The 25,400-nt window shown below is 69.8% G+C and carries 28 protein-coding genes and 1 pseudogene; 10 read left to right on the forward strand and 19 right to left on the reverse strand.

What is annotated here, in order from left to right:
- Window positions 1–551 (forward strand): tetratricopeptide repeat protein (locus ACFYYB_RS15685; RefSeq protein WP_389435772.1); only part of this gene is annotated, 551 nt, incomplete at its 5' end.
- 490 nt (window positions 552–1,041) lie between these two features.
- Window positions 1,042–1,608: a peptidase inhibitor family I36 protein gene (locus ACFYYB_RS15690; RefSeq protein WP_389435773.1), complete on the forward strand. Its 567-nt coding sequence runs from the start codon at window positions 1,042–1,044 to the stop codon at window positions 1,606–1,608.
- Window positions 1,609–1,653: 45 nt separating this feature from the next.
- Here ACFYYB_RS15690 and ACFYYB_RS15695 read toward each other — a convergent pair whose 3' ends face one another.
- Window positions 1,654–2,679 (reverse strand): CU044_5270 family protein, encoded by a 1,026-nt coding sequence (locus ACFYYB_RS15695; protein WP_389435774.1) that lies wholly within the window; start codon window positions 2,677–2,679, stop codon window positions 1,654–1,656.
- A complete protein-coding gene (locus ACFYYB_RS15700) occupies window positions 2,672–3,238 on the reverse strand; it encodes an RNA polymerase sigma factor (protein ID WP_389435775.1) in 567 nt (188 codons plus the stop codon). The genes ACFYYB_RS15695 and ACFYYB_RS15700 overlap by 8 nt, the downstream gene beginning before the upstream one ends.
- Before the next feature lie 305 nt (window positions 3,239–3,543).
- On the opposite strand from ACFYYB_RS15700, the pseudogene ACFYYB_RS15705 reads away from it, so the two are divergent.
- Both ACFYYB_RS15705 and ACFYYB_RS15710 read left to right on the forward strand, forming a co-directional pair.
- Window positions 3,544–3,687: pseudogene (locus ACFYYB_RS15705) on the forward strand (IS5/IS1182 family transposase); the annotation flags it as partial.
- A 16-nt stretch (window positions 3,688–3,703) separates the two neighbouring features.
- Window positions 3,704–4,096 carry a hypothetical protein gene (locus ACFYYB_RS15710; protein WP_389435776.1) on the forward strand — a complete coding sequence of 131 codons (393 nt, stop codon included), beginning with the start codon at window positions 3,704–3,706 and terminating at the stop codon, window positions 4,094–4,096.
- A 612-nt stretch (window positions 4,097–4,708) separates the two neighbouring features.
- On the opposite strand, the gene ACFYYB_RS15715 is transcribed toward ACFYYB_RS15710, so the two are convergent.
- Window positions 4,709–5,209, reverse strand: coding sequence for an ATP-binding protein (locus tag ACFYYB_RS15715; RefSeq protein ID WP_389435777.1), 501 nt, complete (start codon window positions 5,207–5,209; stop codon window positions 4,709–4,711).
- 221 nt (window positions 5,210–5,430) lie between these two features.
- Between ACFYYB_RS15715 and ACFYYB_RS15720 the strand changes: the two genes are divergently transcribed.
- From ACFYYB_RS15720 to ACFYYB_RS15730, 3 genes are all read left to right on the forward strand, one after another.
- A complete protein-coding gene (locus ACFYYB_RS15720; RefSeq protein ID WP_389435778.1) occupies window positions 5,431–6,282 on the forward strand; it encodes a helix-turn-helix domain-containing protein in 852 nt (283 codons plus the stop codon).
- A gap of 11 nt (window positions 6,283–6,293) precedes the next feature.
- The gene (locus tag ACFYYB_RS15725) at window positions 6,294–6,491 is read left to right on the forward strand and encodes a hypothetical protein (protein WP_389435779.1); all 198 of its coding nucleotides are present in this window, start codon (window positions 6,294–6,296) and stop codon (window positions 6,489–6,491) included.
- Between the two features lie 100 nt (window positions 6,492–6,591).
- The gene (locus ACFYYB_RS15730; protein WP_389435780.1) at window positions 6,592–7,062 is read left to right on the forward strand and encodes a DIP1984 family protein; all 471 of its coding nucleotides are present in this window, start codon (window positions 6,592–6,594) and stop codon (window positions 7,060–7,062) included.
- Window positions 7,063–7,343: 281 nt separating this feature from the next.
- Here the strand turns inward: ACFYYB_RS15730 and ACFYYB_RS15735 are convergent, their stop codons facing one another.
- From ACFYYB_RS15735 to ACFYYB_RS15800, 14 genes are all read right to left on the reverse strand, one after another.
- Window positions 7,344–7,982: an OmpA family protein gene (locus tag ACFYYB_RS15735; RefSeq protein WP_389435781.1), complete on the reverse strand. Its 639-nt coding sequence runs from the start codon at window positions 7,980–7,982 to the stop codon at window positions 7,344–7,346.
- A gap of 4 nt (window positions 7,983–7,986) precedes the next feature.
- Window positions 7,987–8,571 (reverse strand): hypothetical protein, encoded by a 585-nt coding sequence (locus tag ACFYYB_RS15740; protein WP_389435782.1) that lies wholly within the window; start codon window positions 8,569–8,571, stop codon window positions 7,987–7,989.
- Between the two features lie 30 nt (window positions 8,572–8,601).
- Window positions 8,602–9,198 carry a pilus assembly protein TadG-related protein gene (locus ACFYYB_RS15745; protein ID WP_389435783.1) on the reverse strand — a complete coding sequence of 199 codons (597 nt, stop codon included), beginning with the start codon at window positions 9,196–9,198 and terminating at the stop codon, window positions 8,602–8,604.
- 5 nt (window positions 9,199–9,203) lie between these two features.
- Window positions 9,204–9,404: a hypothetical protein gene (locus ACFYYB_RS15750; protein WP_389435784.1), complete on the reverse strand. Its 201-nt coding sequence runs from the start codon at window positions 9,402–9,404 to the stop codon at window positions 9,204–9,206.
- Between the two features lie 110 nt (window positions 9,405–9,514).
- Window positions 9,515–10,198 (reverse strand): response regulator, encoded by a 684-nt coding sequence (locus ACFYYB_RS15755; RefSeq protein WP_389436213.1) that lies wholly within the window; start codon window positions 10,196–10,198, stop codon window positions 9,515–9,517.
- On the reverse strand, window positions 10,198–11,445 hold the full coding sequence (locus tag ACFYYB_RS15760; RefSeq protein WP_389435785.1) for a sensor histidine kinase: 1,248 nt from the start codon (window positions 11,443–11,445) through the stop codon (window positions 10,198–10,200). The genes ACFYYB_RS15755 and ACFYYB_RS15760 overlap by 1 nt, the downstream gene beginning before the upstream one ends.
- A 3-nt stretch (window positions 11,446–11,448) precedes the next feature.
- The gene (locus ACFYYB_RS15765) at window positions 11,449–12,339 is read right to left on the reverse strand and encodes a DUF5936 domain-containing protein (RefSeq protein ID WP_389436214.1); all 891 of its coding nucleotides are present in this window, start codon (window positions 12,337–12,339) and stop codon (window positions 11,449–11,451) included.
- Window positions 12,340–12,352: 13 nt separating this feature from the next.
- Window positions 12,353–13,291: a type II secretion system F family protein gene (locus ACFYYB_RS15770; RefSeq protein ID WP_389435786.1), complete on the reverse strand. Its 939-nt coding sequence runs from the start codon at window positions 13,289–13,291 to the stop codon at window positions 12,353–12,355.
- Entirely contained in the window at window positions 13,288–14,688 is a 1,401-nt protein-coding gene (locus ACFYYB_RS15775; protein ID WP_389435787.1) for a CpaF family protein, read from the reverse strand. Before ACFYYB_RS15775 ends, ACFYYB_RS15770 begins: the two co-directional genes overlap by 4 nt.
- The gene (locus ACFYYB_RS15780; protein WP_389435788.1) at window positions 14,685–15,080 is read right to left on the reverse strand and encodes a TadE/TadG family type IV pilus assembly protein; all 396 of its coding nucleotides are present in this window, start codon (window positions 15,078–15,080) and stop codon (window positions 14,685–14,687) included. The genes ACFYYB_RS15775 and ACFYYB_RS15780 overlap by 4 nt, the downstream gene beginning before the upstream one ends.
- A 1-nt stretch (window position 15,081) precedes the next feature.
- Complete coding sequence (locus ACFYYB_RS15785) at window positions 15,082–15,408, reverse strand: pilus assembly protein (RefSeq protein WP_389435789.1); 327 nt, start codon at window positions 15,406–15,408, stop codon at window positions 15,082–15,084.
- Between the two features lie 72 nt (window positions 15,409–15,480).
- Window positions 15,481–16,806, reverse strand: coding sequence for a CpaE family protein (locus tag ACFYYB_RS15790; protein WP_389435790.1), 1,326 nt, complete (start codon window positions 16,804–16,806; stop codon window positions 15,481–15,483).
- Window positions 16,807–16,813: 7 nt separating this feature from the next.
- Window positions 16,814–17,518, reverse strand: coding sequence for a Flp pilus assembly protein CpaB (locus ACFYYB_RS15795; RefSeq protein WP_389435791.1), 705 nt, complete (start codon window positions 17,516–17,518; stop codon window positions 16,814–16,816).
- 39 nt (window positions 17,519–17,557) lie between these two features.
- Window positions 17,558–18,484 carry a hypothetical protein gene (locus ACFYYB_RS15800; protein WP_389435792.1) on the reverse strand — a complete coding sequence of 309 codons (927 nt, stop codon included), beginning with the start codon at window positions 18,482–18,484 and terminating at the stop codon, window positions 17,558–17,560.
- 365 nt (window positions 18,485–18,849) lie between these two features.
- Here ACFYYB_RS15800 and ACFYYB_RS15805 point away from each other — a divergent pair, with 365 nt between their 5' ends.
- Window positions 18,850–20,547: a chitinase gene (locus tag ACFYYB_RS15805; protein ID WP_389435793.1), complete on the forward strand. Its 1,698-nt coding sequence runs from the start codon at window positions 18,850–18,852 to the stop codon at window positions 20,545–20,547.
- A 119-nt stretch (window positions 20,548–20,666) separates the two neighbouring features.
- Window positions 20,667–22,004 (forward strand): M14 family metallopeptidase, encoded by a 1,338-nt coding sequence (locus tag ACFYYB_RS15810; protein ID WP_389435794.1) that lies wholly within the window; start codon window positions 20,667–20,669, stop codon window positions 22,002–22,004.
- 122 nt (window positions 22,005–22,126) lie between these two features.
- Here the strand turns inward: ACFYYB_RS15810 and ACFYYB_RS15815 are convergent, their stop codons facing one another.
- Window positions 22,127–22,489: a DoxX family protein gene (locus tag ACFYYB_RS15815; RefSeq protein WP_389435795.1), complete on the reverse strand. Its 363-nt coding sequence runs from the start codon at window positions 22,487–22,489 to the stop codon at window positions 22,127–22,129.
- A gap of 81 nt (window positions 22,490–22,570) precedes the next feature.
- Between ACFYYB_RS15815 and ACFYYB_RS15820 the strand changes: the two genes are divergently transcribed.
- Entirely contained in the window at window positions 22,571–23,434 is an 864-nt protein-coding gene (locus ACFYYB_RS15820) for a LysR family transcriptional regulator (RefSeq protein ID WP_389435796.1), read from the forward strand.
- A gap of 17 nt (window positions 23,435–23,451) precedes the next feature.
- Here ACFYYB_RS15820 and ACFYYB_RS15825 read toward each other — a convergent pair whose 3' ends face one another.
- A complete protein-coding gene (locus ACFYYB_RS15825) occupies window positions 23,452–25,302 on the reverse strand; it encodes a serine/threonine protein kinase (protein WP_389435797.1) in 1,851 nt (616 codons plus the stop codon).
- Between the last annotated feature and the right edge of the window lie 98 nt (window positions 25,303–25,400).

Below are 25,400 nucleotides of genomic sequence, written 5' to 3' on the forward strand. Positions count from 1 at the left end.
GGCGGGCCATCCCGCTGTACGAACGCACCCTCGCCGACCGCAAGCGCGTCCTAGGCGCTGACCACCCCGACACCCTGGCCTCCCGGAACAACCTCGCAGGCGCGTACAGGTCTGCGGGGGACCTTGGGCGGGCCATCCCGCTGTACGAACGCACCCTCGCCGACCGCAAGCGCGTCCTAGGCGCTGACCACCCCGACACCCTGGCCTCCCGGAACAACCTCGCGCACGCGTACGCGCCGGCGGGGTATCTGGAACGGGCCATCCCCCTGTTTGAACGCACCCTCGCCGACAGCGAACGCGTCCTGGGCGCTGACCACCCCAACACCCTGACCTCCCGGAACAACCTCGCAGGCGCGTACAGGTCTAGGGGGGATCTGGAGCGCTCCATCCCCCTGTTCGAGCACACCCTCGCCGACTGTGAGCGCGTACTCAGCTCCGGCCACCCGTCGACTGAGATGGTGCGAGCGAACCTGGAAGCAGCGCGGTCCGCAGCGCGGTCCAGAACAGGCTCCTCCGCCTCGGTCACGGACCACGGCCGCCATCACCCGTAGGGCCGTGCGGCGGCGTGGCGGGGGTGGGTGTGGGGAGTGAGCCCGTCGTCAGCAGCGGACACGGGCCTCGCCGTCGCGGATCCATACGAGGGAACGTTTGAAGACCGGCATGCGCGTCCCGTCCGGAGCCTCGAGTTCCAGGCCGAGTTGTGCAATCGGGGCCGGGCGTGAACCGGCAGAAGCGCCAAGGCATATCGGTCTCGCGCCAATACAGGTCATCACCCACAAGGTGTGGTCCGCGCATCTAACCCGTCGGTGCCGGCGACCGGGAGGATCGCCCAGGCCGTGCCCCGCCGCCGGGGTCCCGCATTGAATCAAGTGTTCCGATTAAGGAGAGGCTGCGACGATTCCACCACGAGAGCACTGGAAATCCTCCAACCTGAAACGATTCATGGCGCCAACAGACTCGAATCGTGTCTCATTTCAGGGGGGTGTGATGCGGAAGAATACGGTCCGCACGCTTGGGGTTGCAGGAGCCATATGCCTGACTTTGACCTCTGCACAGGTGGGCTCGGCCAGCACCGTTGATGGGTTGCAGCGCGAAATGGACAAGGTCCTGGCGAGCGCCACAGGCGGTGTGCAGATCAGCCGGAACGAGATCGCTTGGAATGAGGGAGAGGCGATCCTGTCGTTCCCGCTACCCGGGGAACTCAAGGCTCCCGCGAGCAGCCCGGCGGCGCAGAGACTTCAGGCCAAGGCGGCCGGCCTTCCGGCGGGCACGCAAGAGAACGCTTCAGCGGCGGCCGAGGACGACAGCAGTTGCCCCACGGAAGTATTCGGTAACGACTGGTACTGCTTCTACCAGTACAAGGATTACGGTGGTCGACGTCTACAGTGGAACGGCCCGCACACCAAGACCGTCTATTTTTCGGCCTACAAGTTCAACGATATGGCGTCATCCTGGTCCAACAAAGGCGGGTTTACCATTCGCGTGAATGGGCGGACTCGAGCAGGCGATGACACGTCCTGCAGTAGCCTTCAGTGGACCGAACTCCCTCACAGCCGCAGTTCTTCTGTCACTCTCGACAACATGGCCGACTGCTTCACGGCGACCTAGTGCATGAGTGTGCAGGGGGAGAATCGACCCGCTCCCCCCGCACACTTATTGCGGTCGGGCTTCCAGGTAATTCACGTAGAGGATCACTGAAGGAATGCTGACGTTCAGACGGCCTGCTGTTTTTGTCAGCTCTTCCTCGTAGGCCAGCAACTTTCCGTTGTGAGCGTCGAAGATGAGCGTGTGCTTCCCGGGAAGCCCGCCGTAGTCCGAATCCACGGAGAAGGAAACGCCCGGACGGCCCGCTCGGTCCGTCGCCTCCCCGCGGTAGGCAATACCTTCCGTGTCAGCCAAGACGCGCAGCAGGGCGGCACGTTGCTGTGGGGAGAACAGGTGACTGAGGTTCCGCTCCGAGATGGAGTCGAAGAGCTGGCCGGGTCCGAAGGACTCGTAATTCACGGAAAGCCACCGGGTCATGCCTGCCGGATCGGTTGGTGCCGGCTTGTTCCTGAGGTTAGACATGTCGGCGGGGTCTGACTTGCCGGACCAGGTCTCGGACGTCTTTCCCACCGATCCTGAACCCTCCCAGATCCTTCGCTGCGCATCATTCTCAAAGACCGGCGCCTTCGTTTTCGCTTTCCATTTCGCCGATCCGTCGGGCTTCTGCCAAGTCTCACGCACTTCGGGAATGATTGCGGAAGTAACTTGAACTCCGTCGATCCGCGTGGACAGGGCCCACATTTCATGCTTGAAATACAAGGCCTGTCCGTCTACCGATTCACGACTCCCGGCCTCCGCGGCCCGCGCGAGTTCCTCAAGGACAGTTTTGGCGGACTTCCCTGAGGTGCTGTAGTGCAATGCTGCGGGCGTTACGGCAAGGGTGGGTTGCGGCGCGTTGGGCCCGAAAACATTGACCGCCGCGAATGCGCAGACCGTCATGGCCGCTACCGCAGAAAGACCCAGACCCCAACGCCGACGAGGGGCAGTCACCGTCACCGTTGCCTCGCTGGGCGAGTTGGTGTGAGGTGACATCAGGGTCGTGACCAGGGTGAACTCCCTCTCCGCCTCCGTTGCCTGCCAGCCGCCGGTTTTTGACGGATCCATGGAGCGGAAGAGCTCATCGAAATTACTCACTGATCCTGATCCCCTCAGTCCGCGCCGGAACGTATCCTGTAGCGCCTGACGAAACACCTGACCGCTGCTCTGCCGCCGTTCCTTTTTGGAGCCGCCTGCGTGCCCGGTGCAACCTGACGTGATAGGCGGCCGCACTGCATCCCATGATTTTGGCGGCGTCCCGGGCGGAGAGGTCTTCCCAGAGGGAAAGCCGCAAGACTTCTCGATCGTCCAGGGATAGGCGGTCGAAGGCCGCCGCCATCAACAGGCGGTTCTGCACAGTTTCGGCATGGTCCGAGATGTTCTCCTCGCGCTGCCCGGCAAGCTCTGCCAGGAGGCGCGTTTGGCGCTCCTGCGTACGGTAGGAGTTCGCCAGGATGTTCCTGGCGACGCCGTACAGCCAGGGCAAGGTCGATGTCGGGGGGATATCGCCCAATCTCCGCCAAGCCGCCATGAATACCTCGGCCACCAGGTCGGAGACCTGGGCCGGTTCGCAACGACGCCGGATGTAGCTCTCTATGTTGGCGTAGTGGAGCTGGTAGATCGCGGTGAAGTGCTGTTCGTCAGTCGTCGTGCTCACATCCCCTCCGACGTGTCTATGTCCGGCCGCTCGGATCTCTTACAGCTCGGGGCGAAGTTTCTCGGTCCGACTCTCTCAAGTCGGCCTGAAAACGGGATGTTCAGGGGTGTTTTGGACCTCCAGGGCCCTGCTGTCTCGTGATTCCAGCACTCCATGCGCTCTTGCGACAGACTGTCTTGGCGTGGAGCTGTGCCGGACCGGGAGCGCTCACGGAGTTCCACGCCACGCTCCCCGACACACCGCAGCGGCCATCACCCGTAGGGCGCCCCCACGGCGGGCCACGCAGGGGGCGGCGACACCACAGCACCCACGCCAAGATCCGCTGTCTCGGCGAACAGGCCATAGCGACCCTGAAGGGCTGGCGCCTCCTGCGGAAGGTCCGCTGCAGCACCAACCGGATCGCCGACATCGTGAAGACCTCCGCCGCCCTTCACCACGCCTCGACCTGAGGTGAGAAAGGACTCCATGAGTTGTGACATCTTCGTGTGCCGGTTCGAGAACGGTGAGCCGGCGGCACTGGACATGTGGGCCGCGCACGAGGTCCTCGACCCGTATGCGGTGGGGCGGGATCCCGAGACGGATTTCCTGCTGGTGAGTACGACGGAGGGAGAGGAGGCGGGTGTGTTCTTCGACAACCCGACCGGCATCACCTTCAACCGTTTCGGAGGGGACGGGATCATGGACCTCCTGGCCGTCCTGCTGCAACGGCTGGATGCCGTGCTCGTCGTCCCGGGTGGGCTGACCGTGATCCAGCGGGACGAGGACCGCGAGCTCCTACCCGCCTCCCTCAGGGACGTGTGGCCCGTCGTCGTGGCCCGTACCGGCGCGGAGATCGACCGGGCGATCCGGGCTTCCTGAAAGAACGGGCGGGGGCCGTCCGTCCCCGGTGCGTGTCACTGTGAACGGCCCCGCCGCCTGCTCATGGGCGCGGCCGCCGGCCGGTACGCCGCCGCCGCAGCGGCCACGCCAAGATCCGATGCATCGGGAGGCTGGGCGGACTCAGCCGTACCGTCGTCAGCAACGGACGCGGGCCTCGCCGTCGCGGATCCATATGAGGGCACGTTTGAAGACCGGCATGCGCGTCCCGTCCGGAGCTTCGAGTTCCAGGCCGAGTTGTGCAATCGGGGCCGCGAGCTCGCCGAATCGAACGTCGGCGTCCGGGTGACCCTGATCCTCCCACTGAGCGAACGCCTCAAACAGCTCTCGGACTGCCGGCCAATCGGGGCCGGGCGTGAACCGGCAGAAGCGCCACGGCATATCGGTCCCGCGCCAATACAGGTCGCCTGCAAGGTGTGGGCCGCGCATCAAACGCCAAGTCGGTTCCGTCGGTTCCGTCGGTTCCAAAGAGACCTCCAGGCCGGGCGCAGCGAAGGGTGAGGTGTTCCGGCTCTCCGGACCCACCGGATTCCAGTGTCTGGAGCCCGTCAAGAGGGCGGGCCCGGGACAGGCAACCGAGGGGCAGCGCCACCATCAGGAGGCGAGGTACCCCGCGGCGCCGGCGACCGGGAGGCTGGCCCAGGTCCGGGTCCCGCCGCCGGGCTCCCTGGACTCCCCGAACCCCCAGGCTCCGCCGCAGTCCCGGACCACGGCCGCCATGACCCGTAGGGCGGCCCTGCGGCGGGCCTCGCAGTGGGCGGCGAGGCGGGGGTGGGTGTGCGGGGCGTGCCCGTCGTAGACCGTGAGGCGGAGGGCTCCTTCGCGGTGGCGCAGGGCGAGGTACAGGCTCCGGCCTGGGTCCAAGTACCAGGCCGCGGCAATGAGTTCCCCCACCACCTGTACGGCGGCGGGCACGACCCGGTCGAGGTGGTGGGCGTGCAGGACGGACCGTACGGTGCCGCGCGCGATCTGGGCGCTGTACGGCTCCCCGGGCACGGTCAGGCTGCACGACAGCTCGTCGGGCGACGGCGGCTCGTCCGACGGCGGACAGGCGTCGAAGCAGCCGGGGCTGGGGGGCATGAAGGGGCTGAGCATGACGGACTCCCTGCCGTGAGCGGGTTGCTCTCGCGTTTGGTGGGGGCAGTGGCTCGTCGCCGAGGCCGAGGCCGAGGCATGCTGCGGCGATGCACTTCCAACTGCCTTGCGTGAGCTATGCATTACCGAATGTAGCGCGGGCGGGCCTTTTTTGGCCCGCCACCCGGCAGAAGTCAGCCGCTCGTGGAACGGGGGGCCGGTGACACGTAAGACTGCACCCCATGACCGCGAGGACAGCTCCCACCGAGCGCCAGAAGCGACTGGGTTACGAACTGCGCCGAATGCGCACGTCAGCAGGGATGTCGGCCGAGTTCGCGGCGAGCCTCCTGGCCGTGGACCGGGGCGCGATCTCCGCGATGGAGTCGGGAACACGCGCCATCTCGACCGAACGGCTCCGCACACTGGCGGCCAACTGCCAGGTGGACGACGAGCGGTACATCGCCGGACTGACGGACATGGCCCTGCCCGCCGGCCCGCGCTGGTGGGACCGCTACCGGGGCCAGGTACCGCAAGGTTTCCTGGACATCGCCGAGTTGGAAGCACGGAGCATCCGCATGCGGGTGGCGTACCCGCTCCACATGCCGGGACTCCTCCAGACCTCGGACCACGCCCTGGCCGTGTTCCGCATGGTCATCCCCGCCCTGCCCGAGCACGAGGTCGCGTTGCGGCTGGCACTGCGGGTGGAGCGCCAGAACGTCCTGGACGGCGAGAACGCCCCCGCGTTCGTGGCCGTGGTGCACGAGGCCGCCCTGCGGATGCGGTTCGGCAGCGCGGATGTCCTGCGGGCGCAGCTGAACCACTTGATCCATCGCTCCGAACAGGACAATGTGACGTTGCTCGTCCTCCCGTTCGAGGCGGGCGGCTTTCCTGGAGCGGGACAAACGGTGCTCTACGCGGAGGGGCCGACGGCACAACTCGACACCGTGCAGATCGACAACTCACACGGGCCCGATTTCCTCCACGCCGAGACCCAACTCGCGAAATACCGAGGCCATTTCGAGCTGATGGAGCGACTGGCACTGTCTCCGGGAGCCTCCCGGGACTTCATCCGCGCCATCGCGAGCGAACTCTGAGAGGGGACACCGTGAGCGACGTGACCTGGGAGGACCCCTTCTGCGGCGAGGGCAACTCCTGCTACCGGATCGGGGTGGACGGGGACGGCAACAGCTACATAGCCCTGTCCGGCCAGGAGGACGCCTACCTCACGGACACCCGCGAGGCACTGCAACAGCTGATCCGGGACATCAAGGCCGGCAAGGCCGACCACCTGCTCGCGCAGTAGTCCCCTTCGTGCCTGTCCGATCGAAAAGGGAATGCCCCCGCGGATTCGGTTTCGTAGGCTCGCCGGAGACACGAGGGACGAGAGACAGGAGGTGGGACCAGTGAAGCTTGCCGAGGCACTTGCGGAACGCAAGGACACCACACGACGTGTGGAACAGCTGCGCGCACGCGTGGTCAGCAACGCCCGGTACCAGGAGGGCGAGCCTCCCGCCGAGGACGCAGCGCAGCTCCTGGCGGACGCCGCCGAGGCGCTGGACACCTTGGAGCTCCTGATCCGGCGGATCAACCGCACCAACGCCGCCATCGACATGGGTACGGACGGCACGCTCACCGACGCCCTCGCCCGGCGGGACGTCCTGCGACTGCGCCACTCCGTGGTCACGGCCGCGGCGGACGCGGCTGCGGGTACGGGCAACCGGGGTCACGGCAGGCAGCTGCGTTCCGAGCTGGTGACGCTCTCGGGGCTACCGGTCGCGGAGCTGCGCGGCCAGGCCGACGTACTGGCGCGGGAAGTCCGCGAACTCGACGTGCGTATCCAGCGCACGAACTGGGAGGCCGACCTGCTGGACTGAGAGGTCCCGGCAGGGCGGGGTCATGTGGAGCAGGTAGTCGCTTCGGAAGCGAGCACAACCGAGGGCCGGCGGATTCCGGCCCACCCTCCTGGTGCGTGAAGAGCAACGCAGGGGTTCGATTCCCCCATAACAGTGCAGCTCATTACGGCACACAAGTAACAGTGCACAACACACGGCACATCACCACGTGCAGGTCCGAAGCGGTGAGGGCGGGTTCGGGGCAATCCACAGGCCTCTGCCGGTGGGCGCGGTCGGCATGGTCGACGGCGCCCACCGGTCTTTCATTGCTTGATGCTGCGCGGGAAGGTGATCTCCACGCGGCGGTTCTTCTTGCGGCCTTCCTCGGTCCCGTTGTCGGCGATCGGGTAGTCCTCGCTGTAGCCGCGTACGTCGAAGGTGACGCTTGGGTTCGTCACCGTCTTCGCCAGCTCGGCCTGAACCGCGTCGGCGCGCTTCTTCGAGAGTTCCTTGCCGTGCTCGTAGCTGCCCTGGTCGTCGGTGAAACCGAAGATCCGGACGGTGGTGGCCTTCTGGGTGTTGATCTCTTGCCCGATGGCCTGGATACGGGCGGCGGCCTGAGCGTTGAAGATCGCACTGTCCTCGGGGAACATCACCTCGGACTGCAGAGCCATCATGACGGTCTGGTTCGTCTCTTGGCGCCGTTCCTCGCCGCCGATGTCCTCGACTACCTCGACCATGTCGAGCACCTTGGGGGCTGCGAGGATGCCGCCTTGCGGGAGCTTCAGTCCTGGGGAGTCGGCCTTGACGGGCACCGGAGCCGAGGCCGAGGCCTCTGTCCCGGGGGGTACGGACGGCGTGGCGTCGTCCGCGTACGCGCTGGTCGCTCCGATGAAGTGGGCACCGGTGATGACGAGACCGGCTACGGCTGTTGCAGCTATGGTGCGGTGGCTTTTAATCATGGAGTCACCCGGAAATTTTGACGGTGGCCGCGGCGAAGCTCGGCAAGCCGAACGTGACCTCGGTCGTACTTGTCGGCGGCGCCGGGTACTGGGCGAAGATGGCGACGCTTTCCCCAGCCTTGATGGGCGTGAGGCCTGTGGTGCACGCGCACCTTCCCTCAGTGTCACGTAGCACGTAGTACCGCTTCTTACCCGCAGTATCGACCACAGTGGCCCCAGCAATCGATGCCGGGCTGGCCGTCTTCTCGTCACCACGCCATGTAGCCATCGCCGAGAACGTCGAGGAGCCCGTGTTCTTGATTCGTCCGCTGACGGTGAGGTACCCGTCTTGGTTGCGCACAACCGAGTTGATCTCCAAGATCACGCCTGCCGGCCCTTGCGATGTGGCGATGACCTCAACAGGCGCCGACTCCTTTGCATCAGTGGGTGCGGGCTGCGAAGCGCTCTGCTGACTCTGAGGAGTGGCCGACTTCTGCGGCTCCTTGGCCTGGTCGTCTCCTCCACCGCACCCGGCCAACGCGAGGGTCAAGACCGCCGCAACCGCAACGGCCGCTCCCCCACGGACCTTCACCTTCTGCCGCATGCTCATGTACGCCGTTTCCTTGTCTCTCGTTCGATGTCAGTCGGTCAGTCGCACAACGAAGAGTTTCCTCGCCAGTTTGTACAAAGAACCGGGATCCGACGGATTCACGATGATCACCGACCCGTCCCGGCACAGAATGTCGACGGCCCCGCCACCCTCGGGCGGTGGCGGGGTGGTCGCGGGTTGCAGGGAGCACCGTGGTTCGATCACGGCCGTTGCCGTGGCGCGGGCCTGCATGCTCTCGGTCCCCGGGATGACCGAGTCCCCGACAGTGCCGTTCGTTGTCACCGAGACGGTGAACTCCGGAACGTCGAAATCGCATTCTGCAGTGGCATCGTTCGTGCTAGCGAAGTCCTGCGCCGCGCCGCAAGCCCCCTCGGTATCGAAGCGACGCCCCCTGATGATCTCCTCCCATTCCTCTGGTGTGAGGGTGAGGAGATTCCAGCCCGTGAGCGCGTTGTCCCGGACCTCTTGGGCAGCCGCGAGCGCCGCCGCATCTGCGGCGCCCTGTGCATCGCTCCGCGTGGCCCCCGCCATCCCTACGACGACGAAGGCCAACGCGGCAAAGAGCAGGAAGCCCATCATCGCGGCGTAGAAAGGAAGAACCTGGCCCCGATCGCGCGAGCCTGGCACGCCTATCAGCCGGTGATGTCGGCCAAGACCGCTTGGATGGCGTTCGCGATGTTGGCCGCCAGACCCGACCCGATGATCGCCGCGATGATCAGCGCGATGATCACGATGATCCCCAGATATTCGAAGACCGTCTGCCCCTCGTCCGCACCCCGCCGCAGCCGGTTCTTCCGTTCGACGATCGCCTTGAGCAGCTTGAGGTTCTGCATGGGAGTCCTCTCCAGACCTGGCGCCGATGTCGATTCGCGGACGGTACGTCGACGCACCAGCAGTTGCAAAGGGTCCCGGGACCCAATTACGGACCCACTGCGCACTCCGTCTACCCATGGCCAGCCACCCCCGGACGGGCGGTTCCCAGCCAACGGGCTATCGCCTCGCTCCTCGTGGCGGTCTGGAGCTTCGCGAAGATCCGGTTGATGTGGTTCTTGACCGTCTTCTCGCTGATAAAGCAACTGGCCGCGATCTGTTGGTTACTCATGCCGGAAGCGATGAGACCCATGATCTCCTCCTCACGCGAACTCAGCCCGAACACAGCATGGTTGGGAAGACGCTCCGAAGACTGTCCCACAGTTCGTTGCGGATGCGAAGAGGCCCGGAGTTCCGCGAGCACCGCGCTCGCCGCCGTCGGGCTGAAGTGCGCCCGGCCCGCGCGGACATCGCGCACAGCCGCGACGAGGTGATCCGGCGTGAATTCGCCGTGCACCAAGTAGCCGCCCGCACCCAGCAGCAGCGCCTCCCGGACGATCTCCGACTCCTGGCTGTACGTCAGCATCAGTACCGGGGCCAGCTGTACCAGGTGCGGCAGCGCCGAGATGCCGTCCACCCCCGGCATCCTGACGTCCAGCAGGGTGACGTCAGGGGTGTGGCGCCGCGTCAGGTGCAGCGCCTCGCGGCCGTCCGCCGCCTCGGCCACCACTTCGATGTCCGCGGTGGCCAGCAGGGCCGCCAGGCCGGCCCGTACGACCGGGTTGTCGTCGGCGATCAGGACGCGCAGCGGTGCCATCACGCGTCCCTCCCCGCCGTGAGGGCAGACAGGGGGAGCGTCAGCCTGACCTGGGTCCCCGGACGCCCGCCGGGGCGGGCTCCGATGTGGAGGCGGGCACCGATCGCCGCCGCTCGCTCCGCCATGCCGACCAGGCCGAAGCGGCCCGCGCCGGCCAGCGCCGCGACATCGACGCCGCCCGGGAGGCCCCGGCCGTCGTCCTCGATCACCAGCACCAGGCCCGCGGCGGCATCCACCGCGGCCTCCACCGTGATCCGGACCGCCCCCGCGTGCCGTCGGGCGTTCTCCACCGCCTCCCCCGCCACCGCCAGCAGGTGGCGGGCCACCGGGGAGGGCACCACCGGGAGGGTGCCGGTCACGCGCAGCTCGGCGGCGTCGGTGTCGATCCGGGCCCGGAGTTCCGAGGCCAGGGAGACCCCCGGCGCGTCCGGGTCCCGCCGCAGGTCGGTCAGTACGTCCCGGGACTCCACCACCGCGCGGCGGGCCGCACCGGCCACCAGGGCGGCCTGGCGGCGGAGCACGGCCGGGTCCGTCGTGCGGGTCAGGGAGTCGGCGGCCAGGGCCAGGCCGTGCAGGGTCTTCGCTACGGAGTCGTGCAACTCGCGGGCCAGGTGGTCCCGTTCGGCTTGGACCGCCTCCGCCACCGCCAGGCGGGCACGGGTCTCCAGCAGGGCCTGGCCGGCCGTTCCGAAGCGGAGGAGCAGGCCGCGCAGGGCGGCCCCGGCCGCGCCCGCCAGGACGCAGAGCACCGCCAGTGTCAGGGCCTCGGCGACCACCGCCACCACGGCCGCCTGGACCACCGCGTAGACCGCCGCGCCGGGCCGGCCGTAGACGATCCCGGCGAGCAGCGGAGTGCACACCGAGGCGAGGAGGAGCGGGGAGCCGGGGCCGGGGGTGGCCGTCAGGAACAGGAGTCCGCCGAAGAACGCCCAGTCGACCGCCAGCGGCCAGCGGTGGCGCAGGAGCAGCGGTCCGAAGCGCTCCCAGTCGCGGAGCAGGACGTAGGAGAGGAGGAAGGTGAGCAGGACGGCGCCGCCCGCCAGGTGCGTCGGTGCGCCGGGTGCGGTGCGGCTGAGGACCAGCGGCGTGGCGAGGGCGATCATCACCAGGCGGAACGCGAAGACCTGGCGGCACAGCGCCTGCAGGGCGTTGACCTGGAGGGAGATCGGCAGCTTCACCGCGGGGCGCGGGGACGGCCGGCCCCGTGCGGCGGCGAACGCCGTGACGTCGTCCAGCGAGACGGTCATGGCTCAGCCGCCCCCGAACAGGGCGCCGAAGTCGACGTCGGCTCCGTAGATGAACCCGCCGATGAGGAGGATCATCGTGCCGGGCAGCATGAAGGTGGTGACCGCGAAGGTCGCCCGCGGGATGGCCTTGGCGGCCCGGCGGCGGGCGTTCTGGGCGTCCGTGCGCCGCATGTCCTCGGCGATGGCGATCAGGGTGTCGACGATCGGGGAGCCCAGTTCCTCGCCCTGCTGCAGGGCGGTGACGAACTGCGCCACCTGCTCGGAGTCGTTGCGCCGGCGCAGCTCGTCGAAGGCCTGGCGGCGGCTGACGCCCATGGTCATCTGTTGCAGGGTGATCCGGATCTCGTCGGACCAGGGGCCCTCGTACTTGTCCGCGACCCGCTCCAGCGCCGGCCGGAAGCCGATCCCGGCGCTGACGACCACCGCCAGGACGTCCAGGAAGTCGGGCAGGGTCCGCTCGATGTGGTCGCGGCGGATCCGGATCGCCGACCAGAGGCCCGCCTCGATCCAGAACAGGCCGAAGGCGACCATCAGCAGGGCCAGGATCAGCTGCCCGTTGATCAGCATGGCGAAGGCGCCGACGCCACCGAGGAAGGCGTAGACCGCGCGGCGTGCGGCGTAGCGGTCGATGGTGAGGCCGGAGGGGTTGCCCGCCGTGTCGATCTGGCGGCGCTTGCGATCGACCCGGGCGGGGCCCATCAGGCGCAGTATCAGCGGCGCGTACCGGATGCCGGCGCGGTCGATGAGCGAGCCGACGGCCGTCGTACGGGTGGCGCCGACCTCCAGGGCCAGCATCAGGTCGCTCGGGAGCTGGGTTTCGGAGCGGTAGAGCCGGACGCCATGGAAGATGCCGAAGACCGAGAGGGCGAGGGCCAGGGCCAGGAGCAGCGCGATCATTCCGGCCTCCTCAGACGGCGATCTTGGTCAGGCGGCGGATGAAGAGGAAGCCGAGCGCGAAGAGCCCCAGGGCGACCAGTACGGCGGTCTGGCCGATGACGGACCCCGTCATGCGGTCCAGCGCGCCCGGCATCATCGCGTCCACCAGGAGCAGCGAGCCGACGCCCATGACCGGTACCAGGTAGGCCGTGGCCGTCACCTGGGAGAGTTGGGTACGGACTTCACGGCGGGTTTCCTTGCGCTGTTCCAGCGTCACCGTGAGGTTGCGCAGACTGCCCACGATCGCGCCGCCCGCGCGGGCGGACAGCACGAGGGTGGCGACGAGGACGACCAGTTCCCGGGAGGGCAGCCGCTGCTCGATCTCGCTCAGTGCCTCCTCCATGGAGTGGCCCACGGCGAGCCGGTCGGCCACCCGGGCCAGCTCCTCGCCGGCCGGTGCCTCCAGCTCCTCGGCGGCCATGCCGATGGCCGTACGCAGGGCCAGGCCAGCCTGGGTGGCGTTGGCGAGGATCCGGGCCAGGTCGGGGAGCTGGTTGATGAAGCGCTCGGTGCGCCGCGCCCGCTGCCAGTTGAGGAAGGCGTTGGCACCCCACAGGGCGATCAGGCCGGCCACCGGCCCGAAGAACGGCGCCAGGAAGGAACCCGCCACCAGCCAGATCCCGGCGACCGTGGCCAGCATGTAGACGAAGTACTCGCCGACGCTGAGGTCCAGGCCGGTCACCGCGAGCTTGCTCTCGATGGCGCGGCCGAGCCTGGTCCTGCGCAGGCGCCGGTCCAGGCCGCGGAAGCGGCGCCTTCGGCCGAGGGGTTCGGGCAGGCCGCTCGCCGAGAGCCGCTCGATGAGCGCGGCGCGCTGGGCGCGGCCGGTGGCGTAGGCGTGGATGCCGAGGACCGCCAGCACGCAGGTCAGGAGCGTGGCGCCGAGGGTGAGGGAGATCAGTGGGTTCACAGGGCGTTCCGGGTGATGCGGCCGGTGCGGGGGTCGGGGAGGGGCAGGGGGCCCGCCAGCGGATCGGTCAGCGGGTCGGTGAAGGGTGCGTCCGCCGGTGCGACGCCGAAGGCCTGCGGGATCGGCTGGTTGTTCATGTAGAGGCGGTCGGCGAGCCAGCGCGGCAGCGGGTAGTACTCGAAGCGGCCGTGGACGCGGCCGTCGGGGCCCATGGGCATCGCCGCGAAACGGCAGACGGTCGTGATGCGGAAGGGCTCGCGGCCGTGCGAGTCGAGGAGGGAGATCTCGGTGATGCGGCGGGCGCCGTCGCCGAAGCGGGTCAGCTGGACGATGACGTTCACGGCACTGTTGATCTGGTCCTGGAGCGCCTCGAAGGGGACCTCCACCTCCGACATGGAGGCGAGGGTCTGCAGGCGCATCAGGGCGTCGACCGCGCTGTTCGCGTGCACGGTGGCGAGCGAGCCGTCGTGGCCCGTGGACATCGCCTGGAGCATGTCGAGCGTCTCGCCGCCGCGGACCTCGCCGACGATGATGCGGTCGGGGCGCATGCGCAGGGAGTTGCGGACGAGGTCGCGGATGGTGATCTGGCCCTTGCCCTCCACGTTGGCCGGGCGGGATTCGAGCCGGATGACGTGCGCCTGCTGAAGCTGGAGCTCGGCGGAGTCCTCGATGGTGATGATGCGCTCGCCCTCCGGGATCAGGCCGGAGAGGGCGTTGAGGAGGGTGGTCTTGCCGGTGCCGGTGGCGCCGGAGACGATCACGTTCAGCTTGGCCGTCACCAGGCCCGACAGGAGCAGGAGCATCTGCTGGTCGAGCGAGCCCAGGCCGATCATCTCGTGCAGGGTGAAGGCCCGGGGGAAGCGGCGGATCGTGAGGGTGGCGCCGGTCAGGGAGAGCGGCGGGATGATCACGTTGACGCGCTCGCCGCTGGGCAGGCGGGCGTCGACCATCGGATTGGCCTCGTCCACGCGGCGGTTGACCGTGGAGACGATGCGCTCGATGGTCTGCATCAGCTGCTCGTGCGAGGCGAAGCGGAGCGGGAGCTGCTCCACCCGGCCGGAGCGCTCGACGAAGATCTGGTCGGGGCCGTTGACCATGATCTCGGAGATGGTGGGATCTTCGAGGAGCGGTTCGAGCACGCCGAGGCCGAGGGCCTCGTCCACGACGCGGCGGATGAGCTGGGCACGCTCGACGGTGGAGAGGACCGGACCCTCGCGGCTGATGATGTGGCCGAGTACGCGCTCCAGGCGCGCGCGGCGCTCCGCGGGCGCGAGCGCGGACATCTCGGCGAGGTCGATCTCCTCCAGCAGCTTGGCGCGGTACGAGGAGACCAGGCGGCCGTCCTCGCGCGGATTGTGCCGCTCGTCGGGGGTGTTGACCCGGGAACGCAGGCTCATGGTCCGTCCACCTCGGGGTCGTCGTTGGGCATGACGGCCCTCCGGATGACCTGACGGTCGGCCACTCCGGGCACGACCGATTCGATCGTGAGGGTCACCGTCATCGTGACCGCGTCCTGGGTCGTGGTCGGCTCGATCGTCGCTCCCGCCGCGAGGTTCGAGGAGATCGCCGAGAGGCCGGCGGCCACGCCCGCGCCCGGGTCGCGGGCCTCCACGCGCGCCGCCGTACGGGCGGCGGTCTGGGCCTGCTGGGTCACGTACGCGGCCCAGCCCAGCTGCATGCCGGCGAGACCCACCAGCAGCAGGATGGGGAGGAAGCCGATGTACTCCAGGGCGATTTCGCCCTTGTCGCGCTGGCCGCGGCGCAGACCGCGGATCCGGATCCGGTTCATCTCACTCCTCCTCCTCGTACGGGGAGCCGCCCGTGCCGGTGATGGGGACGCCGATGTTGAACCCCGGGAACAGGATCGGGAGGTTGAGACGGACCTCGGCCTTGTAGAGGTTGCCCGACCTCCCGCAGGTCGCGCCCATGGTCCAGGCACCGCCGATGTGCTCGCCCGCGGCCTCCTGGCACGCACCGGCTCCGTGCACCGCCCCGGCCCGCGCCGCCTCGTCCGCCGCGTTCCCGGCCAGGGAGAAGGCGTAGCCGATCAGCACCATCTCCCAGACCGCCACCACGGCCAGCAGGATGTACGGCAGCATGCCGACGAACTCGATCACGAGCTGCCCGTCGTCACCCCGCTCCCGCCACCGGAACCGTCTCCGTCCCGCCACCCCTCGACCCGCCACCCCTCAGCCCTCCCGCCCGCGCCGCGACCACGGTCCGAGTGCGCCCCGGTCACCCCGGCCGCGCAGCCGGGCCACCGGCCCGGAGCCGCGTACGGCCAGGGCCGCACCGGGCTCGGTGGCGGCGGCGGTGGCGGCCTGGGTCTCCTGTGCTGCCTCCGGGGCGGTCAGCAGGCCCAGTTCGCCCGCCACCGTCCACAGGGCCTGCTTGACCGTCGAGCGGTTGTCGAGGTCCTGGACGCGGCCCGCGTCGACGACGGCCTGGAGTTCCTTGAAGGCCGCCGGCACGGGGGTGCGTACCGACCGGGTCTTGGTGATCTTCTCGATCAGCGCGGGCTGGATCTCGGTCTGCTTGGACCAGCGGTTGACGACCATCGTGGTCTCCTCGGCCTTCCTCACCTGGAGCCGTTCCCACATGCGGACCATGCGCTTGGCCGCCCGTACCGCGACCACGTCCGGGGTGGTGACCAGGACGGCCACGTCCGCGAGCTCGACCGCGGCCGCGTTGGCGCCGGTCATCTGGGTGCCGCAGTCGATGACGACCAGCTCGTAGCGGGCGCGCAGGGCGGCGATCACGTGCCGGGCGGCCCGGTCGTCGACCTCCTCGCCGCGTTCCCCGTCGGCCGGGGCCAGGAGCAGCGCGAGGCCGGTGCGGTCGTCGTAGACGGCGTCCGACAGGACGCGCGGGGAGATGTCCTGGATGCCGGCGAGGTCGGCGATGGAGCGGCGGAACTGCACGTCGAGGTAGGAGCCGACGTCCCCGGCCTGGAGGTCCAGGTCGACCAGGGCCGTGCGCCGGCCCGCGGCCACCGCGGCGAGCGCGAACTGCACGGCCGCGAAGGTGGCTCCGACCCCTCCCTTGGCCCCGGTGACCGTGACCACCCTGCCGCCCGGGCCGCTGGGCAGTTCCGGGCCCCGGCCCAGGTGGCGGCGTACGCCCACGGACCACTGGGCGGCGGCCTGGACGCGGGCGGCGAGCTCCTCGTAGGCGAGGGGCAGGCCGATCAGGCCGCGGGCGCCGGAGTCCATGGCGGCGGAGAAGAGCGCGGGGCTCGCGTCGGAGGTGACGAGGACGACGCCGACGGCGGGGAAGCGCAGGGCGACCTCGCGGACGAGGTCAAGGACGGGGAGCGGACCGATCCGCTCGTGTACGAGGACCACCTCGGGCAGCTCGTCGATCGACTCGGCGGCGAGCCGGGCGAGCGTGTCGAGGAGGAAGGTGGAGTCGGGCACGGGAGCGGCCGGCTCGGCCCCCGGGAGCTGGCTGAGGAGGGTGGCGATGACGCGGGCGGACTCCGGGTCGCCGACCGCGGGGAGGATGCGAGTGGTCATCGGCGCCTCACTTGTCCCCTTCGAGGGTGTAGAAGTGGTCGCCCGGGTTGGGCGCCGAGTTGGTGCCGGGGGCCACCAGGGCCAGGCGGACGTGCACCGCGAAGGACTCCGCGTAGGCGACGCGCTGGGTGTCCTTGGTGGACAGGGCGAAGGTGATCGGGACGGCGTCGGTGGGGCTCTTCTTGTCCGCGTCCTTGGGGTCGAGCGGGGTGAGCTTGCCGACGTTGATGACGCGGGCGTTGGCCACCATGAGGACGGACAGGTCCGGGTCGGTGGGCTTCTTGCCCTTGTAGGTGCCGATGATGTTGACCTTGGCACCGGGGGTGATCTTGCCCGCGACGCCCGTGGAGGCGTCGATCATGATGGCGATCTCCTGCTCCCCGGCCTGGAGCTTCGGCTTGTCGACGAACATGTCGCTCTGGAGGAGCGAGCCCTTCTTCAGGGAGGTGAGCGCCAGCTTGTCCCTGAGGACGGCCAGGTCGGTGACGGCGGTCCCGGACAGCCACCGCTTCGGGACCGTGACCTCCTCGAACTGGCCCGGCGCCAGCGGGGTGTACGGGGCTATGTCGCCCTTCACCCGGTAGGCGGTGACCTCTTTGCCGACCTTGGAGTTGACGTCGCCCATCACCACGAGAACTCCACCGAAGGCGGCGAGGGCGCACAGGACCGACAGGATCAGCAGGATGACGCCGCGGCGCTGGCGTGAGTTCATGGCCGTCTTACCTCGCCGTTCTTCATTCGTTCGGGCCGGTCAGTGTCTGGATCTGGATCTGGTGCGCAGCTGCGCCGATGCGGCGGGCGCGGAGGCCGTCGGCGGCGGGGCCGCCGGTGCGAGGAGCGGGGCGGCGCAGAAACCGCAGCGGTCGCCGATGAGTTCGAAGCCGCACCAGCGGCATTCCTCGCGGCGGACCGAGGCGACGAGCTGGTAGAGCACCGAGGGGTCCGGGATGGCGGCCGCGAACTCCACGAGCTTCGGTGTGGCCCACCAGGCGGCCGAGTCGGCGGGCAGCGGGTTCTCCATGACGCCCTGGACCCGCCAGGCGGGGGCCAGGTCGGAGGCCACCCAGTCGGAGGTGAGCTGGCCGCGGGCGAAGGTGAGGTGGGTGGCGAAGTCGGGGCCCGGGGGGAGCGTGGCGCCGCCGCCGTGGGTTCCGCCGGAGCCCGAGCCCAGTTTCACCAGGTGCGGGGCCGGGTGGGCCAGTACGGCGAACTGGGCGTTCGGGGACCAGGACCTCGCGTGCGCCTTCAGCCCGACCGGCACCCGGTCCAGCTTGGCGACCGAGCCGAGCAGGGCGCCCGCGTAGATGTAGTGCGCGAGCAGGCGGGCGGCGGAGGCGAGCACTCCGGGGCTGAAGTCGCAGACGCTGAGCTGGCGCAGCTGACGCACCAGCAGGGCGAAGCCCAGCGGCGGGAGATCGACGTCGACGAGCGCGATCCGGTCGGTTTCCAGGATGGCCCGGACGGTGTGCAGGCGGCGGACGGCGGAGACGCGGAGCCAGGTCGGTACGAGGACCACCAGGTGGCCGTGGCGCTCCAGCAGGCCGGTCGTCTGGGCGAGCGCGCCCTCGAGGTCGAGCTCCTCGGGCGGCGGGAGTACGGCTGCGGCCGGGGTGTGCCGGTCCGGGGCCGGCAGCACCAGATCGGCGCTGGTGACAGCAATGGCGATCGGCACGCGCATCCCCCCGTTCACCCCGTCATCCACGGGCGTTCCCCTGACCGCGGCGGGTGCGCGCATGCTGCGCGACCGCAAACGATCAACACCCTTCCCCCTTGCCCCAGCACCATATCCACGTCCTTCCTGACAGGGCAGGGCCTTGCGCATTCCCGTGCCACGGGCACGTGTCACGGAGGGCGGGAAAATCCGGACAACAAGGATCGCGAGACGACGTGCGGGGCGATCAGTTCAAGCCATACTGCAAACACTCTTGACATGGACATTGGACTAGACCAACTTGGCTGCGGGGCACCCCACTTGCCCCGCACCTACCCCCGGAACCAGTTCTGACGCGTTCTCACATCCCCACTCCCCCCACCGGAGCCCACGTGAACCGCATACGCTCCCTCGCCGTCCCGCTCGCCGTCACCCTCGCCGCCGGCGGGCTCACGGCCCTGGCCGCCGGCACCGCCCAGGCCGCCGACGTCAACGTCGTCCGCAACGGCGGCTTCGAGTCCGGCCTCGCCAACTGGACCTGCACCTCAGGCAGCGGCGCCGTCGTCTCCTCCCCCGTCTTCGCGGGGGCCGGCGCCCTCAAGGCCACCCCGTCGGGCCAGGACAACGCCCGGTGCAGCCAGGTCGTCACCGTCAAGCCGAGCTCGACCTACACGCTCAGCGAGCAGGTCAACGGCTCGTACGTGTACCTCGGCGCGACCGGGACCGGCACGCAGGACGTCTCCACCTGGACCCCCGGCACCGGCGGCGGCTTCCAGAAGCTGTCCACCACCTTCACCACCGGCCCGAGCACCACCCAGGTCACCGTCTACACCCACGGCTGGTACGGCCAGCCGGGCTTCGTGGTCGACGAGTTCAGCGTCTTCGGCCCCGACGGCGGAGGCGGCACCGACCCCTCGCCGACCATCCCCGGCGCACCGTCCGGCAGCGCCGTTTCCGGCCAGAGCTCCAGCGGACTCACCCTTTCGTGGAACACGGTCAGCGGGGCCGCCGGGTATTACGTGTATCAGGACGGCGTCCGCGTCCAGACCGTGACCTCGGGCACCTCCGCGCAGATCACCGGGCTCGCCGCGTCGACCACGTACTCCTTCCAGGTGAGCGCGTACAACGCGGCCGGCGAGGGCGTGAAGGGCGCGGCCGTCCCCGGCACCACCACGAGCGGCGGGGGCGGCAACCCGAACCCCTCGGTGCCCAAGCACGCGGTGACGGGCTACTGGCAGAACTTCAACAACGGCGCGACCGTCCAGAAGATCTCCGACGTCTCCGCGCAGTACGACATCATCGCCGTCTCCTTCGCCGACGCCACGAGCACGCCCGGCGGCATCACCTTCAACCTCGACTCGGCCGGCCTCGGCGGCTACACGGTCCCGCAGTTCAAGGCGGACATCGCCGCGAAGAAGGCGGCCGGGAAGTCCGTCATCCTCTCCATCGGCGGCGAGAAGGGCACGATCTCGGTCAACGACTCGACGTCCGCGACCAACCTCGCGAACTCCGCGTACGCCCTGATGCAGGAGTACGGCTTCACCGGGATCGACATCGACCTGGAGAACGGCCTGAACCCGACCTACATGACCCAGGCGCTGCGCGCCCTGGCCGCGAAGGCCGGCCCCTCGCTCGTCCTCACCATGGCCCCGCAGACCATCGACATGCAGTCGACGCAGGGCGGCTACTTCAAGACGGCTCTCGCGGTGAAGGACATCCTGACCGTCGTCAACATGCAGTACTACAACAGCGGCGCGATGCTCGGCTGCGACGGCAAGGTCTACTCCCAGGGCTCGGTGGACTTCCTCACCGCGCTGGCCTGCATCCAGCTCGAGGGCGGGCTCGACGCCTCGCAGGTGGGCATCGGGGTCCCGGCCTCCCCCAGCGGCGCGGGCAGCGGCTACGTCTCGCCGACCATCGTGAACAACGCGCTGGACTGCCTCGCCCGGGGCACGAGCTGCGGCACCTTCAAGCCCGCGAAGACCTACCCGGGTCTGCGCGGCGCGATGACCTGGTCGACCAACTGGGACGCCAAAGCGGGTAGCGCTTGGTCCAACGCGGTGGGTCCGAAGGTCCACGGGCTGCCGTAGCAGGTAGGTGTGTGGGGATGGCCGATTGGCCGGTTTCGGGTTCTTGACCCGGACATGCCACGAGAGCACGCTGTGCGCGTCCGCACGGCTACCCCCACACTCCCACCCAGGAGAAACGCATGCGGCTCCACCACCGCCGAAGGGCCGCCGTCACGGCGGCCCTTCTCGCGCTCGCGCTCGGCGCACCCGCCTACGGCCTGAGCGCGACGGCAGCCCCGCCGCCCACCCCCTCGACCGCCACTCAGGACGAGGCGATCGTCCAGTACGAGATCCAGGGCCCGGCCACCGCGGTCGAGCGCACCGCCCTGCTCCGTACCGGCGCCTCCATCGACGAGGTGGACACCCGCTCGGTCGTCGTCAGCGCCGACACCATGCAGGCCACCAAGCTGCGCGCCCTCGGCTACAAGCTGACCGCGCTGCCCGGGCCGCCGGACCGCCGGGACGCGCGCGACATCGCCGCCGGGATCAACGATTTCCCGTCGAAGGACGCGCTCTACCACAACTACGCCGAGGCGAGCGCGGAGATCGACCAGCGCATCGCCCAGTACCCCGCCCTCATGAGCAAGCGGGTCATCGGCAAGTCCTACCAGGGCCGGGACCTCGTCGCGATCAAGATCAGCGACAACGTCGCGACCGACGAGGCCGAGCCCGAGGTGCTCTTCACGGCGCACCAGCACGCCCGTGAGCACCTGACCGTCGAGATGGCCCTGTACCTGCTCAAGGAGTTCGGCTCCAAGTACGGGACGGACTCGCGCGTCACCAACATGGTCAACGGCCGTGAGATCTGGATCATCCCGGACCTCAACCCGGACGGCGGCGAGTACGACATCGCCTCCGGCTCCTACCGCTCCTGGCGCAAGAACCGGCAGCCCAACGCCGGCTCCTCCTACGTCGGCACGGACGAGAACCGCAACTGGAACTACAAGTGGGGCTGCTGCGGCGGCTCCAGCGGCAGCAAGAGCTCCGAGACCTACCGGGGCGCGGCCGCCGAGTCGGCGCCCGAGGTGAAGGTGGTCTCGGACTTCGTGCGCAGCCGGGTGGTCGGCGGCAAGCAGCAGATCACGGCCGCGATCGACTTCCACACGTACAGCGAGCTCGTGCTGTGGCCGTACGGGTGGACGTACAACGACACCGCGCCCGGACTGACCGCGGACGACCTGGCCGTGTACAAGAAGATCGGCACCAGCATGGCGGCCAGCAACGGCTACACGCCGGAGCAGTCGAGCGACCTGTACATCACGGACGGGACCATCGACGACTGGCTGTGGGGCAACCAGAAGATCTTCGCCTACACCTTCGAGATGTACCCGACGGACTCGGGCAGCAGCGGCTTCTACCCGCCCGACGAGGTCATCGACCGCGAGACCGCGCGCAACAAGGACGCGGTGCTGCAGCTCCTGGAGAACGCGGACTGCATGTACCGGTCGATCGGCAAGCAGGCGCAGTACTGCCCGTAGTGCTCGCGGCGCCGGTCGTCGTGTGAACCGGGGGCGCCCCACCGCCAGGGGGGCGCCCCTTCGCCGTCCGCGCGCCCGAACGTCCGCGCCCGAACGTCCATGCCCGGACGTCCGCGCCGCCGTCAGAGCCGGGCCGCCGCCAGCCAGGTGGTCACGGCGGCGGCGAGCAGGAGCGTGACGTTCAGGGCGATCCGGCGGTCCCCGCAGGCCAGGTGGACCACGGTCGCACCGATCTGCAGGAGGACGAATCCGCCGGCCGCGGCCGGGGCGAGCCAGGGCGCGATGCCCGTCAGCGGCGGGAGGAGCAGGCCGGCGGCGCCGAGCACCTCGACCGCCCCGATGGCCCGGACGGCCCCCATGGGCGTGCTGTCCACCCAGGCCATCATCGGGCGGAGCTCCTCGCGGCCGCGGACCAGCTTCACCCCGCCCGCGTAGAGGTAGAAGAGGGCCAGCAGGCCTGCGGTGATCCAGAAGGCGAGGTTCATGGGTCCCATTCCACGGCCGGGACGCCGCGCCCGTCCAAGACCTGTTCCGCGGCCTCGATACCGTACGGGTATCGTCGCCGCATGGAGCTCCGTACCCTGCGCTACTTCGTGGCCGTCGCCGAGGAACTCCACTTCGGGCGGGCCGCCGCCCGGCTGCACATGAGCCAGCCGCCGCTGAGCCGGGCGATCAAGCAGCTGGAGACCGAGGCCGGGGCCGCGCTGCTCCTCCGCTCCTCCGCCGGGGTCTCCCTCACCGAGGTCGGGGCCGTGCTGCTCGACGAGGCGCGCGCCCTCCTGGACCACGCCGAGCGGGTGCGCTCGCGCGTGGCCGCGGCGGCCGGCGCCGCGAGCATCACCGTCGGGATCCTCGGAGACAGCGCCTCTCCCGACGTGATCCGGCTGGCGGACGCCTACCGCCGACGGCATCCGGGCGCCGAGGTACGGATCCGCGAGGCCGATCTGACCGACCCCACCTGCGGGCTCGGCACCGGACTGGTCGACGTCGCCCTGACCCGCGCGCCGTTCGACGCGGCCGGCCTGACCGTACGCGTCCTGCGCGCCGACCCGGTCGGGGCGCTGCTGCGTGCCGACGATCCGCTGGCCGGCCGGGACCGCCTGGAGCTGACGGACCTGGCCGACCGGCGCTGGTTCCGGTTCCCGGAGGGCACCGACGCCGCCTGGCAGGCGTACTGGAGCGGCGGCACGCTCCGGGAGGGACCGCAGGTGCGCGCCGTGCAGGAATGCCGGCAGGCCGTCCTGTGGAACGGCACGGTCGGCATGACCCTCCTTGACCACGATCCGGGAGCGGGCCTGACCGTGGTGCCGCTGTCGGACATGGAGCCGAGCCGCGCGGTGGTGGCCTGGCGGGCGGGCGACCCGAGCCCGCTGGTCCGCTCGTTCGTCGAGCTCGCGACCGGCGGCCGGTCCTCCGGGGGCACGACCTAGTCGTCAGGGGGGACGACCTAGTCGTCCTTCTTCGCTTCCTCGGCGTTGCGCCAGATCGTGAGGTCGAGGGTGATGTACTGGCTCGACTCCTTCGCCCCCGACTTGCCGCGGTAGGTCGCCACCGCGATGTGCCCGGCGTCGCTCAGGACGCAGACCTCGGATCCGACCGTGAGCTGGTCGAGGGTGATCTTCTCGGTGAAGCGGGTCACCGCGCGGCAGGTCGCCAGCGAGCCCTTCTCCGAGTTGTTCAGCAGGACCAGCTTTCCGTTGTCGGTGCCGAACTCGTCCTTGCCGAAGGTCGTGTCCCGGTAGTAGAAGAGGTCGCCCTTCCCGTAGTGCACGCCCGAGCCCTCCGGGTCCTCCGCCGGACGCGGCGGATTGTCCGCGAGCATCAGCTGGTGGGACCCGGGCATGTCGACGCCCTTGTACGAGACCGGCTGCGGGTCGACGGGCTTCTGGGCCTTGCCCGGCGAGGCGCTGGAGCCCCCCGTGCCGCCGGGTGACCCGGCGGCGCCGTTCCCCTTGTCGCCGTCCGGCAGCAGGGAGCCGAGGACGGCGAGCCCGATGACCGCGCCGACGACGGACAGGGTGACGATCAGCCCGGTCCGCTTGGGCTTGGTCGGGGCGGGCCGGTACCCGGGCTGCCCCCAGCCGGGCTGCGCGTAGGTGGGCTGGCTGTACGTGGGCTGGGCGTACGCGGGCTGGGGGCGCGGCGGCTGCGGGTACGTGGGCTGCCCGTACGCGGGCTGCTGCCGCGGGGGCTGCGCGTAAGGCTGCGGCGTCCCGTAGCCGGTCGGCACCGTCGCCTGTCCGGGCCGCGCCGGGGCGGCCTGCGTCGGCGCGGCGTGCGCGGGCGCCGCGGTGGGCGCCGGAGGCGCGCTCGGGGCCGGAGGCTGCGCGGAGACCTCCGTCGGGACGGGCGTGGCCGGCTTCGGCGGCGGGGTGGGGGCCGGGGCGGGCAGCAGGTGCACCCGCTCGGTGATGGAACCGGCGACGGCGCGCGGCAGCCAGTCCTCGCCCTGGCGCAGCGGCTCGGTGCCCGCGGCTTCGTTGCACAGCGCGATGACCTCGGTCAGCGCGGGGCGGTCGGCCGGGTCGCGGCTGAGGCAGCGGGTCACCAACGGCCGCAGCTCCTCGGGCAGTCCGCTGAGATCGGGGTCCTCGTGCACGATCCGGTAGAGCACCGCGTGCGAGGGCCCGTCGCCGTAGACGGAGGACCCGATGGCCGCGAAGGCGGCGATCTGGCCGAGGGCGAAGACGTCGGTGGCCGGGGTGATCGTGCCCGTCGACGCCTGTTCGGGCGCCATGAACGCCGGGGTGCCGATGCTGACGCCCGTATTGGTCAGGGCGGTGCTGTCGGCCGCGCGGGCGATGCCGAAGTCGATGACGCGCGGGCCGTCGGAGGCGAGGAGGACGTTGGCGGGCTTCAGGTCCCGGTGGACGATGCCCGCGCCGTGGATGACGGTCAGGGCCTCGGCGACCCCGACGGCCAGCAGCAGGACGCTGCGCGACGGCAGCGCGCCGTGGTGGGCCACCGCGTGCGCGAGGGAGGGGCCGGGCACGTAGGCCGTGGCCAGCCAGGGCTGGGAGCCTTCGGTGTCCGAGTCGATGACCGGGGCGGTGTAGAGCCCCTGGACCCGCTCCGCGGACCGCACCTCCTGCTGGAACCGCCGCCGGAACTCGGGGTCTTCGCTGAACTCGGACCGGATGACCTTGATGGCGATCGGCCGGCCGCCCGGCGTGTACGAGAGGTACACCTTGCCCATGCCGCCGGCGCCGAGCACCGCCGCGAGCCGGTAGCCCCCCACGATCTCCGGGTCGTCCGCCTTGAGCGGTTGGAAGATGCCTGCCGAAGGTGCGCTGCTCATGAGGACCCATCCCTGCCTAGCGGCGTTCCGGCCCCCGCCGGCGCCCCGAAGTCACCCGTGAGGGTACCCAATGCCCGGGTCGCCGAAGGGAGCCGGTC

Source organism: Streptomyces sp. NPDC002886 (genome assembly GCF_042888445.1).
GTDB lineage: Bacteria > Actinomycetota > Actinomycetes > Streptomycetales > Streptomycetaceae > Streptomyces.